This window comes from Enterobacter hormaechei ATCC 49162, assembly GCF_001875655.1.
Lineage (GTDB): Bacteria > Pseudomonadota > Gammaproteobacteria > Enterobacterales > Enterobacteriaceae > Enterobacter > Enterobacter hormaechei.
In genome coordinates this window covers 803148-820732 of the sequence record NZ_MKEQ01000001.1, presented here as the reverse complement: position 1 = coordinate 820732, position 17585 = coordinate 803148, and the positions used below count along the sequence as shown (strand labels likewise).

The following is a 17585-nucleotide window of genomic DNA, read 5'->3' as shown; positions in this document are numbered from 1 at the left end:
CGGCAAAGGTGCAGTCGTTAATACATGGAGAATTTGATGGCAAGCAGTAACTTGATTAAACAATTGCAAGAGCGGGGCCTCGTGGCCCAGGTGACGGACGAGGAAGCGTTAGCAGAGCGACTGGCGCAAGGCCCGATCGCGCTCTATTGCGGCTTCGATCCCACCGCTGACAGCTTGCATTTGGGGCATCTTGTTCCATTGTTATGCCTGAAACGCTTCCAGATGGCGGGCCATAAGCCTGTTGCCCTGGTGGGCGGTGCGACCGGTCTGATTGGCGACCCAAGTTTCAAAGCCGCTGAGCGTAAGCTGAATACCGAAGACACCGTGCAGGAGTGGGTGGATAAGATCCGTAAACAGGTCGCACCGTTCCTGGATTTCGACTGCGGTGACAACTCTGCGATTGCAGCGAACAACTACGACTGGTTTGGCGGCATGAACGTGCTGACGTTCCTGCGTGACATCGGCAAACACTTCTCTGTTAACCAGATGATTAACAAAGAAGCCGTGAAGCAGCGTCTTAACCGTGACGATCAGGGTATCTCTTTCACCGAGTTCTCCTACAACCTGTTGCAGGGGTATGACTTCGCCTGCCTGAACAAGCTGCACGGCGTCTCGCTGCAAATTGGCGGTTCCGACCAGTGGGGTAACATCACCTCCGGTATCGATCTGACCCGTCGTCTTCACCAGAACCAGGTGTTTGGTCTGACCGTGCCGTTGATCACCAAAGCAGACGGCACCAAGTTCGGTAAGACCGAAGGCGGCGCGGTATGGCTGGATCCGAAGAAAACCAGCCCGTACAAATTCTACCAGTTCTGGATCAACACGGCGGATGCCGACGTTTATCGCTTCCTGAAATTCTTCACCTTTATGGATATCGAAGAAATCAATGCGCTGGAAGAAGAAGACAAGAACAGCGGTAAAGCACCACGCGCCCAGTACGTGCTGGCGGACGAAGTGACCAAACTGGTTCACGGCGAAGAAGGTCTGGCGGCGGCGAAGCGCATTACGGCGAGCCTGTTCAACGGAACCCTGAGCGATTTAAGCGAAGCGGATTTCGAACAGCTGGCGCAGGATGGCGTGCCGATGGTAGAGATGGAAAAAGGCGCCGATCTGATGCAGGCGCTGGTAGACTCCGAGCTTCAGCCGTCTCGCGGTCAGGCGCGTAAAACCATCGCCTCTAACGCCATCACCATTAACGGTGAAAAACAGGCCGATCCGGAATACACCTTTACCGACAACGACCGTCTCTATGGTCGCTACACGCTGCTGCGTCGCGGTAAGAAAAATTACTGCCTGGTCTGCTGGAAGTAATTAAAAGTATGCAGGGGCGTGGGAAACCACGCCCCTTTTGTTTTGACAGGGTTTGGTAAGTACACCATGAAGAACATCCTCGCCATTCAGTCCCACGTTGTTTTTGGACATGCTGGCAACAGCGCTGCGGAATTTCCGATGCGCCGCCTCGGGGCCAACGTCTGGCCGCTCAATACCGTCCAGTTCTCGAATCACACCCAGTACGGAAAATGGACCGGCTGCGTGATGCCGCCGTCGCATCTGACGGAAATCGTTCAGGGTATCGCGGAAATAGACCAGCTTAAACGCTGCGATGCCGTACTGAGCGGCTATCTGGGTTCGGCGGAGCAGGGGGAGCATATCCTCGGCATTGTGCGCCAGGTGAAAGCGGCAAACCCCGCGGCGAAATATTTCTGCGATCCGGTGATGGGACATCCTGAAAAAGGCTGCATCGTAGCGCCGGGCGTTGCGGAGTTCCATGTTCGTCATGCGTTGCCCGCCAGCGATATTATTGCCCCCAACCTGATTGAACTGGAGATCCTGTGCGAGCATCCGGTTAACAGCGTAGAAGAGGCTGTACGCGCCTCTCGCGAGCTGATCGCCCAGGGGCCGGAGATTGTACTGGTTAAACACCTGGCACGCGCAGGGTTGAGCCAGGACCGTTTTGAGATGCTGCTGGTGACGAAAGATGAAGCCTGGCATATCAGCCGACCGCTGGTGGATTTCGGTACACGTCAGCCCGTCGGGGTCGGTGATGTGACCAGCGGCTTGCTGCTGGTGAAGTTATTGCAGGGCGCGAGCCTGCGCGATGCGCTGGAGCACGTGACGGCAGCTGTTTATGAAATCATGATTGCGACCAAAACGATGCTGGAATATGAGCTACAGGTCGTTGCGGCGCAGGATCGCATTGCGAAGCCGGAGCACTATTTCAGCGCCACACGGTTATAACCGTCCAGAGTTCGTAGGCCGGGTAAGCGTCAGCGCCACCCGGCAACACAGGCCACTCGGTTAATTCAACCCTTCCGCTTTCAGCGCCGCCGCCACCGCCGGACGCTCAGCCACGCGCGCCATATACGACGCCACATGGTCTAACCCGTCCATGTTCAGCTTAACCGCGCGCGCCCAACGCAGAACGGTAAACAGATAGGCATCGGCGATGGTGAAACGCGAGCCACAGATCCACTGGTCGTCTTTCAGCGCGTCGTTAACGTACTGCAACTTTTTCTCCAGCAGCGCGCGCACGGTAGGTTTGTACTCTTCGGGCGTGTCCGGGCGGAACAGGGGCGTAAAACCTTTGTGCAGCTCGGTGGCAATATAGTTCAGCCACTCCAGCGTTTTATAACGTGCAATGCTGCCGGTGGGGGCCAGAAGCTGACGATCCGGTACGTTGTCCGCCAGGAATTGCATAATGGCCACGCCTTCAGTGAGCAGGGTGCCATCATCCAGCAGCAGGGCCGGAACCTGCCCTTTTGGGTTAATCGCAAAAAAGTCATCCCCGTTTTCCAGGCGCTTTTTCATCAGGTCAACGCCGTCGAGCGTGAAATCTTTACCGCTCTCGCGAAGGGTAATATGGGAAGCAAGAGAGCAGGCGCCCGGTTTATAGAACAGTTTCATCGGTAACTCCTTTTTGCTGAGGTTCCAGCTATGTTAGTGCGCGTTCGGATAAAAAAAAAGCCGCTAATCAATTAGCGGCTTCTGTTCAGTCGTTTCCCGATGACATTACGCGTTCGCGGTTTTGATCGCTTTAGCGGATTTGTCGTCGTCCTGCGTCATACGATTCAGTTTTGGTGCGGTCAGCAGCATCAGCACGGCAATCACGGCGGTCGCGATACCAATCTGCATGAACACGGTGCCGTAGACATTCAGGGAAACCAGCGGGTCGGTAACGTTCTCTGGTACCGCCATCAGGTTTGCAATCTTACCGGCGATGATGGCTGCGCCAGCGGTAGTCAGGAACCAGCTACCCATGATGAAGCCCATCAGACGCTGAGGAACCAGCTGTGCAACCATCGCCAGGCCCAGACCGGAGATCATCAGCTCACCGATGGATTGCAGCGCATAGCTCAGGATCAGCCAGTTAACAGACACGATACCCGCATCGGTCGCGAATTTCGTTCCCAGCGGCAGCACCAGGAATGCGCCAGAGCACAGCACCATACCGATAGCGAACTTGTGCGGCATCGGCAGACGGTCGCCCATCTTGTTATAGATAGCGGCCAGAATCGGGCTACCAATCATGATCCAGAACGGGTTCAGGGCCTGATACTGCTCCGGCTCGAACGCGATACCGAGGATGGAGTGCTCAACGTTGCGGATAGCGAAGAAGTTCAGAGACGTTGGCATCTGGCTGTACAGAACGAAGAAGATGATCGCTTCCAGCATCAGGATGAATGCCACAATCATCTTGCGACGTGCCGCACCCTGCATTGCAAAGGCTTCTTTTGCGAAGATGATAACGATACCCAGTGCAACCACGCCCAGTACCGCGCGAGCAACGCCCTGGTTGTGCAGCAGCCAGGTGGCGACAGCGGCCAGGATCACCACGCCGACGATGGTGGCCAGCAGTTTGCCCATATGCACGGGTTCGAAGTCTGGTTTGGAACCATAATCTTTAACCCAGCTACGGCAGAACAGGAAGTTTACAACGGTAATCAGCATACCCACGAAGCTCAGCGCAAACGCTACGCTCCAGCCGAATTTTGCGGCCAGCCATGGGGTAGCCAGCATAGAGAAGAAGGAACCGATGTTGATGGACATGTAGTACATGGTAAATGCACCGTCCAGACGTGGGTCATCTTTGCTGTAGCAGGTAGAGAGCAGGGAAGACGGGTTCGCCTTGAAGAGGCCGTTACCTACCGCGATGGTAGCCATACCCATGTAAACCACACCTGCATCGTGCCCGGACCAGGCAACCAGCCCATAGCCAATCGCCAGAACGACGGCGCCCAGCATAATGACACGTTTAGTACCAAGGACTTTATCGCCTAACCAGCCGCCGATGGCGACCAGGCCATATACCAGGGCGCTGAAGGAAGAGAACAGCGTGATGGAATCGGCTTCAGACATACCCAGCTGTTTAACCAGGTAAACCGCCATAATCCCTTGCAGGCCGTAGTAGCCAAAACGCTCCCATAATTCGATAGAGAAAATGAGATAGAACGCTTTAGGCTGTTTGAAAGCGTTAAGACTTACGCTCTCTTCTGTTGGTTTATTGTTTGCAGTAGACACATATACCTCTTTTTTTACATCCCATATTAACGGGGGTGTTCATAGCGTGATGACCGTAGTCCATCCGCTTTATAGTTATATTGGGAGGGGAAACGGCGGGTAATGTTCACTATCCAGCCCCATCTGGCAATACGTTTGTAATAATCTGTTACATATAACTCTGGCGGTATAATCATCGGTTCACGCAAATGTTATGCAGCGTTAAATTTCATCCGTTGAAAATTGGTGGTTTTTTTCACTGTAAATGACCCTGTTAAACGGCTGTATGGCGATATGTTCTGCTATTTTGGGTCAATGGCAGTGATATAGCCCATATTCTGAAAAATGACTGGTCTTATGTGCGGTACGGGGTCAACGAAATCTTGTCTGGCAAAGGGGTTAAGCAGGTTTTAACAACAAAAATCCAACATCAGGTTATCAGAGTGATCGCGATCACAGATGTATAGAAATTTTTGGTGATGAAAAAACTATTAACCTGTTTGAGTGCTAAATGACCGAAGAATCGACAATGCGTAATGGAGAAAGAGAGGGCAATTTATGGTCAACGGGGAGGATATCAGAGCCCTTGTTAGTCTTAAGGGCTTGAACAGGTAAGCAGTCAGGGCGATGTTACGCTCAGGGATAGACCTTTTCTTTGTATTCACAAAGATCTTCGATGATGCAGGAGCCGCAGCGTGGTTTACGCGCAATACAGGTATAGCGCCCGTGAAGGATCAGCCAGTGGTGGCAGTCCACCTTAAATTCCGCAGGAACCACTTTCAACAGCTTCTCTTCGACCTCTTCCACGTTCTTACCCGGCGCGAACCGGGTGCGGTTAGAGACGCGGAAGATATGGGTGTCCACGGCGATCGTCGGCCAGCCAAACGCCGTGTTCAGCACCACATTTGCCGTTTTACGCCCGACGCCCGGCAAGGCTTCCAGCGCAGCGCGGTCTTCCGGGACTTCGCCGCCGTGCTGCTCCAGCAGGATCCGGCAGGTCTTAATGACGTTTTCGGCCTTACTGTTAAACAGGCCGATGGTCTTGATATAGGATTTCACCCCTTCAACGCCCAGCTCCAGCATGGCTTGCGGCGTATTGGCGACAGGGTAGAGCAGGGCCGTGGCTTTGTTGACGCTTACGTCAGTGGCCTGCGCAGAGAGCAGTACCGCGATCAACAGTTCAAACGGCGAGGTAAAATTCAGCTCTGTCGTGGGATGCGGATTCTGATCGCGCAGGCGCGTCAGGATCGCAATACGTTTCTCTTTATTCATGCTGCTTTCTCGGGGATCCCTTCCTGTACGCTGCGTTCAGCGGCGCGGCGTTTACGTTTTTCATCAATCAGGTATTTTAACGCCAGCATCATTCCCAGGCCAATGAAGGCGCCTGGCGGTAGCATTGCCAGCAGGAACGGGGTGTCCGTATGGAACACTTCAATACGCAGCGACTTCGCCCAGCCGCCAAGCAGCGCATCCGCACCGTCGAAGAGCGTACCGTTGCCCAGAATTTCACGCAGAGAGCCGAGGACAAACATGGCGGCAGTGGCGCCCATGCCAATCGAAAATCCATCCAGTGCGGATATGGCCGGGTTGTTTTTCACCGCGAAGGCTTCAGCGCGGCCCACGACAATACAGTTTGTGACGATAAGCGGAATGAAGATCCCGAGCGACTGGTACAGACCAAATGCGTAAGCGTTAATCAGCATTTGCACGACGCTGACCACCGACGCAATGATCATGACATAAATCGGAATACGGATTTCTGACGGCGTCCAGCGGCGCAAAACAGAAATGGAGAAGTTGGTCAGGGTCAGCACCAGCGTGGTCGCCAGCCCCAGCCCGAGCGCGTTGGTGGCGGTAGATGTCACCGCCAGCAGCGGACACAGCCCCAACAGCTGTACCAGTGCCGAGTTGTTCTTCCAGAGACCCTGGACGATAACCTCTTTAACCTGGCTCATGGTCACTCCTCACAGGTGGAAAGATGATTGATCTGCGCGGGCAGCGTTTCGGCATACAGCCCGGCGCGTTTGACGGCGTTAACCACCGCGCGGGGCGTAATGGTGGCGCCAGTGAACTGGTCAAATTCGCCGCCATCTTTTTTTACCGCGAAAGCAGGATCGTCCTCGCCATGAATCATTTTACCGGCAAAGTGTAAAATCCAGTCGCTTAAGCGCGTTTCAATTTTGTCGCCAAGACCTGGCGTTTCGTGATGCTCCGTCACGCGCGTGCCCAGGACGGTGCCGGAAAAATCGCTGCCCACGAGCAGCTGAATGGCGCCAGAGTAACCGTCCGGCGCGGTGGCTTCCATAATGACGCCTACCGGGTTATCGCCCTTACGGGCAATATAAACGCGATGGGGGCCTTTACCGAGCTGCGGGGCCTGCACGACAAAGCAGCTTTGTTGCAGGTCATTATCGTAGAAGTCTGAGGGGATCACCTGATCGAACAGCGCTTTTTGCTGCTTAATTGCCTGCTCTTCAATGGTGGTTTTCGTCAGTTCATTTACCAGCGCGGTCAGCCCGGTGAGGGCGGCGGCGAAGATCGCCAGCGTGACGCCGTGTTTTTGCATTGTCTTAAGCATGGCGTGACCCTTAGCGATGACCGTAGACGCGCGGACGCGTGTAGTAGTCGATGAGCGGAACGGTGATGTTAGCCAACAGCACGGCAAACGCCACGCCGTCCGGATAACCGCCAAAGCTGCGAATAAGCCAGACCAGCAGGCCCGCCAGCGCGCCGAAAATCAGACGGCCACGGTTGGTGGTAGAGGCCGTGACCGGATCGGTCAGAATAAAGAATGCCCCGAGCATGGTTGCGCCGGAGAGCAGATGGAGCTGCGGGCTGGCCAGTGACTCAGGTGAGATAACCCAGCCGAGCGTCGAGCAGACGGCCAGCGTGACCAGGAAGCTCACCGGAATATGCCAGCGGATCGCCTTCTGTTGCAGCAGGAACGCGCCGCCCAGAAGGTAGGCCAGATTGACCCACTGCCAGCCAGCACCCGCCAGAACGCCGTGGTAAATGGACGATTTCATCACCTGCTCAACGCTGTGTCCGGCACGCAGGGCGGTTTTGAAGGTATCAAGCGGGGTCGCCTGGCTGATGCCATCCACACCCATGCGAAGCGCGTTCATATCCGCGCCCAGCGCAGTGTGGCCGGTAAAGATAACGTGCAGGGCATCCATAAAGCCGGGCACCGTAGCGGCGATCTCATGCGGCGGCAGCCAGCTGGTCATCTGTACCGGGAAGGAGATTAGCAGCACCACATAGCCAATCATCGCCGGGTTAAACGGGTTATGTCCCAGCCCGCCGTACAGCTGTTTGGCGATGATCACCGCAAAGACTGTCCCCAGCACCACCATCCACCACGGGGCGAACGGAGGGATGCTGATGGCCAGCAACAGACCGGTCAACAGCGCGGAGTTATCGCTCAGGATGCGAGTCACTTCCATTTTGCGCAGCTTCAGGATCGCTGCTTCCGCCGTAACGGCGCTGGCACAGCCAAGAACCAACTGGAAAAGCGTGCCCCAGCCGAAGAACCAACACTGAACGGCAATGCCCGGCAGCGCGGCCAGGCATACCAGCATCATAATGCGCGACGTCTGACGCTGGTTGTGGGTGTAGGGGGAACTTGCAATTCTGAAAACCATTTAATCCTCGTTAACGGCTTGCTGCGCGGCTTTCTTTGCCTGAACGCGCGCAATCGCGGCGGCGACTGCGGCTTTGCGTGGATCGTCGTGAGCGGCCGCAGGCAGCTCGTCCTGCTGCGCCGCTTTTCGTGCTTTGGCACGGGCGATGGCCGCTTCAACGGCGGCTTTACGCGGGTCGACAGGCGCTTCACTCTCTTCGGCAGGCTGAAGCTGTGCCGCTTTACGCGCTTTTGCACGGGCGATAGCGGCTTCAACGGCGGCCTTGCGAGGATCCGTCGCGTTCTGTTCAACCACCACCGTCTGCTCAGCGGCTTTGCGGGCTTTTGCCCGGGCGATAGCCGCTTCCACTGCTGCTTTACGCGGGTCGATGTCGGCTTCCGGTTTGGCGTTTTGCGCTTTCTCCGCCTGACGCGCACGTGCTTCGGCTTTACGCGCTTCGCGGGCCGCAATCGCTTCGCGGTTGTCGGGTTTTTCTCCCGCCGCAATCACAACGGTCTGGGAGGCGGTGGCTTTCTTCTCGCGCACGCGGGCCAGGGCTGCGTTAATAGCATCCTGATCTTTCGCCGCAGGCTGCACGGCAGCCTGCTTATGACGTTCCTGACGGGCTTGTTTTTCGCGCTCCAGTCGCGCCTGTCGCGCTTCAAAGCGGGCCTTCGCTTCAGCGGCACGTTTCTCTTCCATGGAGATCGCGTAGATTTCAGCTTTCTCCTGACGGAAATACTGCACCAGCGGAATATTGCTTGGGCAGACCCAGGCGCAGGCACCGCATTCAATACAGTCAGCCAGGTTATGCGCCTGGGCTTTATCGTGCAACTGGCCTTTGCTGTACCAGTACAACTGCTGCGGCAGCAAATCTGCCGGGCAGGCGTCCGCACAGGCGCTACAGCGAATACAGTTCTTCTCTTCCTGCGTTTCGCCCATCTCCGTTGGGGAAGGCGCGAGCAGGCAGTTGGTTATTTTCACCACCGGCACATCCAGCCAAGGCAGGGTAAAGCCCATCAGCGGGCCGCCCATAATGACCATCTGATCGCTACCCGGGCAGAAGCCAGCCTGTTCCAGCAGATGACGCACCGGCGTACCCAGACGCGCCCAGACGTTGCCGGGACGGGAGACGGACTCGCCGGTCAGGGTGACGACGCGTTCGGTCAATGGCTCGCCGTCAATCACCGCACGTTTCACCGCGTAGGCGGTGCCCACGTTTTGCATCAATACGCCGATGTCGGACGAACGGCCCCCATGGGGGACCTGTTTTCCGGTCAGGATCTGCGTCAGCTGCTTTGCCCCGCCGGACGGGTATTTGGTCGGGATCACGCGCAGGGCGATATCATGGCTGTCCGCCAGTACCGCACGCAGCATCGAAATGGCCTGCGGCTTATTGTCCTCAATACCGATCAGCACTTCACGGGGTTGCAGAATATGCGCAAGGATGCGAATACCTTCCACTATCTGCGCGGCACAGTCCTGCATCAGACGGTCATCGGCGGTGATGTACGGTTCGCACTCGGCGGCGTTGATAATCAGCGTTTCGATTTTATCACCACCGCCGTGAAGCTTGGCGCCGGTCGGGAAGCCAGCGCCCCCCAGACCCGCCACGCCGAACTGATGAATGCGTTCAATCAGCGCTTCACGGCCGCGGGAACGGTAGTCGCTCCAGCCGTCACGATCGATCCAACGGTCTTCACCATCGGCTTCAATGATCACGCTCAGCTCAGACAGTGCTGACGGATGGGCAACGGTATGGGGAGCTACAGCCACCACCTTGCCGGACGTCGGGGCATGTATCGGCAACATCCGTCCGCGACCAAAGGTCAGCGGCTGGCCGCGAAGAACGCTATCGCCTTCTTTCACGCACAGTTCGCCTTCCGCGCCGATATGCTGTTTCAGCGGCATAACGTAACGGGTTGCCAGCGGGATCTGGCGCAGCGGCGTGCCGTTAGACTGTGATTTCATTTCAGGCGGATGAATGCCGCCATCGAAATCCCAGATCTTCTCTTTTCTGAAAGCAGAAAATAACTTAAGCATGTTGTTCCACAGGAATATTGCGAACCGGAATGGTCTGAAGGTCCCACTTCCAGTTTTCGGTAGTCGTTTCAACCGGGCGTAGTTCTATACACTGCGTCGGGCAGGGTGCCACGCAGAGATTACAGCCGGTGCACAGATCCGCCACAACGGTGTGCATCGCGCGTGTTGCGCCCACAATGGCGTCAACAGGACACGCCTGAATACATTTGGTGCAGCCAATGCAGTTGGCCTCGTCGATAACCGCAAGGGCACGAACCGGCTCCTGGGCCTGTTCATCGCCGTCGACAGGCTGCGGATCGACGTTAAGCAGGGCAGCTATTTTGAGCATGACCGCTTCGCCGCCCGGCGCGCAGCGGTTGATCTTTTCTTCCTGCACGCCCACCGCCTCAGCGTAAGGGCGGCAACCAGGGTAGCCGCACTGCCCACACTGGCTCTGCGGTAAAAGTTCATCAATTTTTTCAACAACCGGATCGTCCTCCACCGCAAAACGGCGGGAGGCATAACCCAGAATGATGCCAAAGACGAGTCCCAGCACGCTGATGGACGCGACGGCAATCCAGATAGCACTCATTACAACTTCACCAGACCACTAAAGCCCATAAAGGCCAGAGACATTAAACCGGCGGTCACCAGGGCGATGGCGTTACCGCGAAACGGCGCAGGGATATCCGCCGCCGCAAGACGCTCGCGAATCGACGCGAACAGGACCATAACAAAAGAGAACCCAACTGCTGCGGAAAAACCGTACAGCGCCGATTGCAGGAAATTATGCCCAAGGTTGATATTGAGCAGCGCCACGCCCAGCACCGCACAGTTGGTGGTGATGAGAGGCAGGAAAATGCCCAGCAGGCGATACAGGGCAGGGCTGGTCTTACGCACGACCATCTCGGTAAATTGCACCACAACCGCAATGACCAGAATAAAGGACAAGGTGCGCAGGTAGAGCATGTCCAGTGGGATCAGGATCCAGGTATCAATCAGCCATGCGCAAATGGAGGCCATCGTCATCACGAAGGTGGTCGCCAGCCCCATGCCCATTGCCGTCTCCAGTTTTTTGGAGACACCCATAAACGGGCACAGGCCAAGGAACTTCACCAGTACGAAGTTATTCACCAGCACAGTTCCGACAAAGAGCAGTAAGTAATCGGTCATTATTTAGCCTGAAATAAAATAGCCGCCTATTATCGGATAAACGACAACAGGTCACAACAGGTTAACTGTAAGGTTATTACGGGTTAACGAAGGTCTTCTTTACCCGCGTCGAACGCTTGAAGTAGGGCACCAGAAGCGCCGTCGCCAGTAGCGGAAACAGTAACTGGCGAACCGCCAGTGCGTCAGAAACTGGCGAAAAAGCAAACGCTTTGACGGCCAGCAGCACGGAGACCAGTAGCCAGATAATGTAGTGTTTCGGCACGCTTTTGCGGCGTTTGAAGAAGGCGATAGTCAGCCACAGCGTGTAGTACCACATCGCGATGGCGAAAACGAACGACACAAACCACGTCGCAATATTGAGCGCACTCTGGGACATGAGTGTCTGGATAGCATGAGGCGTAACCAGGGCGGTGGTGTAAAGCAGCAGCGCCAGTGAAGCGCTTAATAATGCCACCAGCAACCATGCCAGCGGGGCGATTAACCAGCCCCCAATTCTCTCTCCAGGCAATGCGGTCATACGCTCTCCCATAGTCTGCGCGAAATGTTATACAGAAATTTGCAGGGCGGAGAGTATATAACATTTCACGCCGAAGGCTACTTTCTTATACAACGTAACGCCAGACAGATTTCGGCACTTCCCCTACGTTGAACAGACGACCGCCAGAGACCAGTTCGGCGCGACGATGGTCAGCTGCGCGGTACATATTGATGATGTCCTGATTATCCGACAGCGTGTAGTTCAGATGGTCAAACAGTTTTTCCAGGCTTTCAAGGGAATTGATCTTGCGAAATTTTAATAAATAGTCCTGAACTGTCATATTAATAAGTTTCCATATAAAAGGGTAATACCCATAAAGGTAATGCGTTCGAATAATAAACGGATTAATAAAGACGTAAACTGTCCACTCGAGTAACGCGACGAAATTAGGAGTTTTCTTTGCGAAGAATCAGGCATCAGCAGATGCCTGGAAGAGAAGGGTAACCCCGTTCATTACGGCTGGCAATACGTTCCATGACGTAATGTGTCACGCGTTATGACGCTACGGCTTACTTTTGTTGTGCGACAGTAACAGGCTCCGGCGGCTGGTAATTATCGATATGGCTGGCAATGCCGAGCAACACGACCGAAACTCCAAGGACAATCCATCCCGCTAATTCGATGATTCGATTAATTATTGACGTCATAATTTGTGTTTGTAATTTATCCATAAATACAGATTACAAATGTTACAGCGCCCTTTTCGACAGAGCAAGGGTTTTGGGAACGATTCCCGGACCACGATGCACACTTTAATGCCGGGTGACAAAAAACACTGCCGTAAGATGCTATTTTAAGTTACAGGGCACATTATTAATCCGTGCGTTAAGCATAAGGCCAGTGATAAATAAGCGCACAGCGAGGGGGCATACGATGAGTGAGAACATCCGCGTCGGTCTTATTGGCTACGGGTACGCAAGTAAAACCTTTCATGCACCTCTGGTTGCCGGTACGCCGGGCATGGAACTGGCGGCTATCACAAGCAGCGATGAAACCAAGGTCCGCGCCGACTGGCCTGCCGTGCCGGTAGTCACGGAGCCTAAGCATCTGTTCAACGATCCTAATATTGACCTTATTGTCATTCCTACCCCTAACGACACTCATTTCCCACTGGCGAAAGCGGCACTGGAGGCAGGGAAACATGTGGTTGTCGATAAGCCCTTTACCGTGACGTTGTCACAAGCGCGCGAACTGGACGCGCTGGCGCGAAGTCTGGGTCGGTTATTGTCGGTCTTTCACAACCGACGCTGGGACAGCGATTTCCTGACGGTCAAAACGCTGATAAACGAAGGCACGCTCGGCGAGATTGCCTTTTTTGAGTCGCATTTCGATCGTTATCGTCCGCAGGTGCGAGATCGCTGGCGCGAGCAGGCGGGGCCGGGCAGCGGCATCTGGTATGACCTGGCGCCGCATCTTCTCGATCAGGCCGTCCATCTGTTTGGTCTGCCCGTGAGCATGACGGTCGATTTAGCGCAGCTCAGGCCAGGCGCGCAGACTACCGACTATTTTCACGCCATTTTAAGTTATCCGCAGCGCCGCATTGTGCTGCACGGGACGATGCTTGCGGCTGCGGAATCGGCCCGCTATATCATTCACGGGGCGCGCGGCAGCTATGTGAAGTTCGGTCTGGATCCGCAGGAAGAGCGCCTCAAAAACGGCGAACGCTTGCCGCAGGAGGACTGGGGTTACGACATGCGGGACGGGGTAGTGACGCGTGCGGAGGGGGAGGCGCTGGTTGAGGAAACGGTGTTGACCCTGCCAGGGAACTACCCGGCTTATTACGCCGCCATTCGTGACGCGCTGAACGGTTCCGGTGAAAATCCGGTTCCGGCGAGCCAGGCCATCCAGATTATGGAACTCATTGAGCTGGGCATTGAATCTGCCAAACATCGCGCAACGCTCTGTCTGGCATAAGTGCTAAACGTTTTTGTAGGCCGGGTAAGGCGTAGCCTTCACCCGGCATGAAGGGTTACGCGATTGCAACCTTGTCGCGCAGCGCCTGTTTCTCTTCAGGCGTCAGGAAGGCGAGTTCCAGCCCGTTGATTTGCGCCTGGCGGATCTGCTCGCGGCTCAGTCCGGCCTGCGGTGCGGCGATGTTGTATTCGTGAATAATATCCACCCCCTGCACCGCCGGATCGTCTGTATTCAGTGAAGCCAGTACGCCGTGTTCAAGGAAGGTTTTCAGCGGATGTTGCGCCAGCGACGCCACTGTACTGGTCTGAATATTGGAGGTCAGACAGGATTCAATCCCAATACGTTGCTCGGCGAGGAAATCCATCAGCGCGCGATCTTCAACCGCTTTCACGCCGTGTCCAATCCGTTCCGCACCCAGCTCACGAATGGCCTGCCAGATGCTTTCCGGGCCCGCGGCTTCACCCGCGTGAACGGTAATATGCCAGCCTGCATCACGTGCACGATTGAAATGAGACAGGAACAGGCTGCCTGGGAAGCCCAGCTCGTCACCGGCGAGATCGATGGCGGTAATCTGGTCGCGATGCGCAAGTAACGCTTCCAGCTCCTGAAGACAGGCCGCTTCACCGAAGGTACGGCTCATAATGCCGATTAAACGCGCCTGAACGTCAAAGGTTTTACAGCCTTCACGTACGCCTTCAATGACCGCTTCAACCACGCCCGCTACGGGGAGGTTGTGGGTCATCGCCATATAACCCGGAGAGAAACGCAGTTCGACATAGTGCAGGCCGTTGCGCGCGGCATCTTCGATGTTTTCAAAGGCGACACGACGACAGGCATCGAGCGAGGCCAGCATTTTCACGCCCCAGTCGAGCTTGCTCAGAAAACTCACCAGATCCGGTTCGTTCGACGTGACCTGGACATGGGGGATCAGGGTTTCAAGCGTTTCGGCAGGAAGCGTTAAATTGTACTGGCGGCCAAGATCGAGAATGGTTTGGGCACGAATGTTACCGTCGAGGTGGCGGTGAATATCAGTTAAAGGCAGGCGTGTATCAATCATGGTCGCACTCTTTTCTGGTTAAAGTGCGCCATATTATAAAAACAAAACGGGGTAAAAAGCTATTTGCGCAAGGGAATATTCCGTTGCGCAAATGATTTACAGCAGGGTGCTGATGCCAGCGATAAGGCGCTGAACGCCCTGCTCAAGCTTACTGCGCGGGCATCCGGCGTTCAGACGCACATAGCCTTTCCCTTCATCTCCATACGTATATCCTGGCATGATGGCCACTTTTTGCTGCTCAATCAGCACGTTTTGCAGGGCGTAATCGTCAATCTTCAGCGGATTGAGATCAATCCATGCCAGATAGGTTGCCTCCGGCGGCTGCCAGTTGAGTTTCGGAAAAGCGCGGTTCAATTCGTCGGCAACATAACGCAGATTGGCTTCAAGGTATGCCCGGAGCGCGTCCAGCCAGGGTTCGCCCTGTTGATAAGCGGCGATATGCGCGGTCAGCGCCAGCACGGAAGGGGAAAAGAGTCCGTCCCGACCTTTCAAAGCATGCAGATAGGCGTTACGGCTGTCGTCATCGGCAATAAGCCCCCAGGCACCCGTCAGCGCCGGAATGTTGAAGCTTTTTGAACCCGAGGTCAGCAGCGCCCATTTACCGCGCGCCACCGCATTCCACGGCGTATGGCGATGCGTACCCCATACCATGTCCATATGAATTTCGTCGCTGATTACCGCTACGCCATAACGTTCACACAGGGCCGCCATTGTGGTCAGCTCCTCCCGCGTCCAGACTTTGCCGGTCGGGTTTTGCGGGCTACACAGCAGCAGAATCGTGTTTTCTGGCTTTGCCAGCGCCGCCTCCAGCGCGGCCATATTGCCCTCCCAGCCCTGCGCTGTTTTCTGCATTGGCACAGAGACAACGGTGCGCTGGTTGCCTTCGATGGCTTTATAAAAGGCATCGTAAGCCGGGGTATGGATCACCACGCCGTCGCCGGGCGCGGACCAGAGGCGGATCAGCTCCGAGACCATATAGATGACTGAAGGCCCATACACCACGGTTTCGGTATCAATCTGACTGTTAAAGCGTTGCCGGAACCAGTGCGCCACGGCGGCCAGAAATTCGTCATTTTTCCAGCGACTGTAGCCAAACACGCCGTGGTTTATTCGCTGGTGCAGCGCCTCGGTAATGCAGGGGGCGGTGGCGAAATCCATATCAGAGATGGTGAAGGGCAGCAGGTCGGCAGCGCCAAAACGGTCTGCGACATAATCCCACTGGGTACACCAGGTGCCGTGTCGATCCACGACGGTAGAAAAATCAAACATGACGGTGCTCCGTAAAGTAAAACCCCCTCATGACGAGGGGGCGAGGCATCAGGCTTCGACGGTTCGCATCAGGGTTGCCAGCTCATCCTTCACTGACTGTACCTGCGGGCCAATGACGACCTGCAAATTGTGTTGATTTAACTGTACCACGCCAATAGCCCGGTTAGCTTTAAGTGCGTTGGTATCCACTTTGGACATGTCCGCCACCGACAAACGCAGGCGGGTGATGCAGTTATCCAGAGAGGTTATGTTATCCGCACCACCCAGCGCCGCCAGAATAGCTGGCGTGTTATATCCGGATTTCCCAACGGAACCGACCACCGCCTGTTCAACGCTGGTGGCCGTGTCGGTATCGCGGCCAGGCGTTTTCAGGTTAAAGCGGGTGATGGCGAAGCGGAAGATCCCGTAGTAAACCGCGAACCAGATAGCGGCCACAACCGGCACCAGATACCACTTGGTGGACAGGCCGTGCAGGATGCCGAATACCACGAAGTCAATCACGTTACCGTCGGTGTTACCGATGGTCACACCGAGCACAGCCATTACGGTAAAGCCCAGGCCCGTCAGCACAGCGTGGATGAGGTACAGTACCGGTGCCACGAACAAGAACAGGAACTCGATAGGTTCTGTCGTACCGCCCACTACGCAGGCGATAACGCCGGAGATCAGCAGGCCTTTAATTTTATGCCGATTTTCCGGACGGGCGCAGTGGTACATCGCCAGCGCAGCGCCCGGCAGGCCGCCGAGGAAGGCAGGCATCTTACCCTGAGACAGGAAGCGCGTCGCACTTTCAGAGAAACCGTGAGTGGTCGGGCAGCTCAGCTGAGCCTGGAAGATGGTCAGCGCGCCGCTGACGGAATGGCCGCAAACGTCCATGGTGCCGCCCGCTTCCGTAAAGCGGATCAGGGCGACCAGAATATGCTGTAAACCAAACGGCAGAAGCAGACGTTCGCCCGTACCGAAAATCATCGGGCCGAAATCACCCGCACCATTGATAATGCGGCCAATGCCGGTGATCCCCATAGCAAAAATCGGCCAAATCAGAGGGATGATCAGACCAAACAGGCCCATTACAACCAGCGTAATGATGGGCACAAAGCGGGTGCCGCCGAAGAAGGCCAGCGCATCAGGCAGGCGGATGTTATGGAAGCGCTCGTGCAGCATCCAGATAATCACCCCGGCGATCACGGCGCCAAGGATCCCGGTATCGATGGACTGAATACCAATCACGCTCTGAATGTTATTGGCTTTCAGCACCGCCGCGTCGGTCGTCGGCAGGATCCCTTTGGCGGTGAGCCAGAAGTTAACCGCAAGGTTCATCACCGCATAGCCAACGAAGCCCGCAAACGCCGCCACGCCTTTGTTCTCACGTGCCAGACCCAGAGGAATCGCAATACAGAACATCACCGGCAGGAAACTAAAGGCAAACGATCCGACCTTGCTCATCCAGATGAATCATGATTGAAGTGATATTGATATTTAAAATCAGATACTT

At 55.6% G+C, this 17585-nt stretch carries 17 protein-coding genes and 1 pseudogene; 3 read left to right on the top strand and 15 right to left on the bottom strand.

Annotated elements, in window-relative coordinates; translation table 11 throughout:
* Positions 1-36 precede the first annotated feature (36 nt).
* Complete coding sequence (tyrS, locus tag BH712_RS04040; protein ID WP_032673504.1) at positions 37-1311, top strand: tyrosine--tRNA ligase; 1275 nt, start codon at positions 37-39, stop codon at positions 1309-1311.
* Positions 1312-1377: 66 nt separating this feature from the next.
* Positions 1378-2238 carry a pyridoxal kinase PdxY gene (pdxY, locus tag BH712_RS04035; RefSeq protein ID WP_032673503.1) on the top strand — a complete coding sequence of 287 codons (861 nt, stop codon included), beginning with the start codon at positions 1378-1380 and terminating at the stop codon, positions 2236-2238.
* 60 nt (positions 2239-2298) lie between these two features.
* Here the strand turns inward: pdxY and gstA are convergent, their stop codons facing one another.
* The 12 genes from gstA to blr form a co-directional block, all read right to left on the bottom strand.
* Positions 2299-2904 carry a glutathione transferase GstA gene (gstA, locus tag BH712_RS04030; RefSeq protein ID WP_006808991.1) on the bottom strand — a complete coding sequence of 202 codons (606 nt, stop codon included), beginning with the start codon at positions 2902-2904 and terminating at the stop codon, positions 2299-2301.
* 105 nt (positions 2905-3009) lie between these two features.
* Positions 3010-4518 carry a dipeptide/tripeptide permease DtpA gene (gene dtpA / locus BH712_RS04025; RefSeq protein ID WP_006808990.1) on the bottom strand — a complete coding sequence of 503 codons (1509 nt, stop codon included), beginning with the start codon at positions 4516-4518 and terminating at the stop codon, positions 3010-3012.
* Positions 4519-5133: 615 nt separating this feature from the next.
* Positions 5134-5769, bottom strand: coding sequence for an endonuclease III (nth, locus tag BH712_RS04020; protein ID WP_006808989.1), 636 nt, complete (start codon positions 5767-5769; stop codon positions 5134-5136).
* On the bottom strand, positions 5766-6452 hold the full coding sequence (locus tag BH712_RS04015) for an electron transport complex subunit E (RefSeq protein WP_006808988.1): 687 nt from the start codon (positions 6450-6452) through the stop codon (positions 5766-5768). The genes nth and BH712_RS04015 overlap by 4 nt, the downstream gene beginning before the upstream one ends.
* Before the next feature lie 2 nt (positions 6453-6454).
* The gene (gene rsxG, locus BH712_RS04010) at positions 6455-7075 is read right to left on the bottom strand and encodes an electron transport complex subunit RsxG (protein WP_006808987.1); all 621 of its coding nucleotides are present in this window, start codon (positions 7073-7075) and stop codon (positions 6455-6457) included.
* Between the two features lie 10 nt (positions 7076-7085).
* Entirely contained in the window at positions 7086-8138 is a 1053-nt protein-coding gene (gene rsxD / locus BH712_RS04005) for an electron transport complex subunit RsxD (protein WP_006808986.1), read from the bottom strand.
* A complete protein-coding gene (rsxC, locus tag BH712_RS04000) occupies positions 8139-10160 on the bottom strand; it encodes an electron transport complex subunit RsxC (protein WP_006808985.1) in 2022 nt (673 codons plus the stop codon).
* Positions 10153-10731, bottom strand: coding sequence for an electron transport complex subunit RsxB (rsxB, locus tag BH712_RS03995; RefSeq protein WP_006808984.1), 579 nt, complete (start codon positions 10729-10731; stop codon positions 10153-10155). Before rsxB ends, rsxC begins: the two co-directional genes overlap by 8 nt.
* Positions 10731-11312, bottom strand: a complete 582-nt coding sequence (rsxA, locus tag BH712_RS03990) for an electron transport complex subunit RsxA (RefSeq protein ID WP_000133206.1) — start codon at positions 11310-11312, stop codon at positions 10731-10733. Before rsxA ends, rsxB begins: the two co-directional genes overlap by 1 nt.
* A gap of 76 nt (positions 11313-11388) precedes the next feature.
* Positions 11389-11829 carry a DUF2569 domain-containing protein gene (locus tag BH712_RS03985; RefSeq protein WP_015570663.1) on the bottom strand — a complete coding sequence of 147 codons (441 nt, stop codon included), beginning with the start codon at positions 11827-11829 and terminating at the stop codon, positions 11389-11391.
* Positions 11830-11914: 85 nt separating this feature from the next.
* Positions 11915-12130, bottom strand: a complete 216-nt coding sequence (ydgT, locus tag BH712_RS03980) for a transcription modulator YdgT (protein ID WP_000217941.1) — start codon at positions 12128-12130, stop codon at positions 11915-11917.
* A 229-nt stretch (positions 12131-12359) separates the two neighbouring features.
* Positions 12360-12485, bottom strand: a complete 126-nt coding sequence (gene blr / locus BH712_RS03975; RefSeq protein WP_151884424.1) for a division septum protein Blr — start codon at positions 12483-12485, stop codon at positions 12360-12362.
* Between the two features lie 238 nt (positions 12486-12723).
* On the opposite strand from blr, the gene BH712_RS03970 reads away from it, so the two are divergent.
* The gene (locus tag BH712_RS03970; protein ID WP_006808981.1) at positions 12724-13764 is read left to right on the top strand and encodes an oxidoreductase; all 1041 of its coding nucleotides are present in this window, start codon (positions 12724-12726) and stop codon (positions 13762-13764) included.
* A gap of 55 nt (positions 13765-13819) precedes the next feature.
* On the opposite strand, the gene add is transcribed toward BH712_RS03970, so the two are convergent.
* The 3 genes and pseudogenes from add to malX form a co-directional block, all read right to left on the bottom strand.
* On the bottom strand, positions 13820-14821 hold the full coding sequence (gene add / locus BH712_RS03965; protein ID WP_006808980.1) for an adenosine deaminase: 1002 nt from the start codon (positions 14819-14821) through the stop codon (positions 13820-13822).
* A gap of 96 nt (positions 14822-14917) precedes the next feature.
* The gene (locus BH712_RS03960) at positions 14918-16090 is read right to left on the bottom strand and encodes a MalY/PatB family protein (protein ID WP_006808979.1); all 1173 of its coding nucleotides are present in this window, start codon (positions 16088-16090) and stop codon (positions 14918-14920) included.
* A 48-nt stretch (positions 16091-16138) separates the two neighbouring features.
* A pseudogene (gene malX, locus BH712_RS03955) lies at positions 16139-17545 on the bottom strand (maltose/glucose-specific PTS transporter subunit IIBC); the annotation flags it as partial.
* Positions 17546-17585: the final 40 nt, after the last annotated feature.

What these genes read in the sequence shown, in the direction of transcription:
- tyrS (WP_032673504.1), top strand. Translation starts at nt 37, where the DNA reads ATGGCAAGCAGTAACTTGATTAAACAATTGCAAGAGCGGGGCCTCGTG.
- pdxY (WP_032673503.1), top strand. Translation starts at nt 1,378, where the DNA reads ATGAAGAACATCCTCGCCATTCAGTCCCACGTTGTTTTTGGACATGCT.
- gstA (WP_006808991.1), bottom strand. Translation starts at nt 2,904, where the DNA reads ATGAAACTGTTCTATAAACCGGGCGCCTGCTCTCTTGCTTCCCATATT.
- nth (WP_006808989.1), bottom strand. Translation starts at nt 5,769, where the DNA reads ATGAATAAAGAGAAACGTATTGCGATCCTGACGCGCCTGCGCGATCAG.
- BH712_RS04015 (WP_006808988.1), bottom strand. Translation starts at nt 6,452, where the DNA reads ATGAGCCAGGTTAAAGAGGTTATCGTCCAGGGTCTCTGGAAGAACAAC.
- rsxG (WP_006808987.1), bottom strand. Translation starts at nt 7,075, where the DNA reads ATGCTTAAGACAATGCAAAAACACGGCGTCACGCTGGCGATCTTCGCC.
- rsxD (WP_006808986.1), bottom strand. Translation starts at nt 8,138, where the DNA reads ATGGTTTTCAGAATTGCAAGTTCCCCCTACACCCACAACCAGCGTCAG.
- rsxC (WP_006808985.1), bottom strand. Translation starts at nt 10,160, where the DNA reads ATGCTTAAGTTATTTTCTGCTTTCAGAAAAGAGAAGATCTGGGATTTC.
- rsxB (WP_006808984.1), bottom strand. Translation starts at nt 10,731, where the DNA reads ATGAGTGCTATCTGGATTGCCGTCGCGTCCATCAGCGTGCTGGGACTC.
- rsxA (WP_000133206.1), bottom strand. Translation starts at nt 11,312, where the DNA reads ATGACCGATTACTTACTGCTCTTTGTCGGAACTGTGCTGGTGAATAAC.
- BH712_RS03985 (WP_015570663.1), bottom strand. Translation starts at nt 11,829, where the DNA reads ATGACCGCATTGCCTGGAGAGAGAATTGGGGGCTGGTTAATCGCCCCG.
- ydgT (WP_000217941.1), bottom strand. Translation starts at nt 12,130, where the DNA reads ATGACAGTTCAGGACTATTTATTAAAATTTCGCAAGATCAATTCCCTT.
- BH712_RS03970 (WP_006808981.1), top strand. Translation starts at nt 12,724, where the DNA reads ATGAGTGAGAACATCCGCGTCGGTCTTATTGGCTACGGGTACGCAAGT.
- add (WP_006808980.1), bottom strand. Translation starts at nt 14,821, where the DNA reads ATGATTGATACACGCCTGCCTTTAACTGATATTCACCGCCACCTCGAC.
- BH712_RS03960 (WP_006808979.1), bottom strand. Translation starts at nt 16,090, where the DNA reads ATGTTTGATTTTTCTACCGTCGTGGATCGACACGGCACCTGGTGTACC.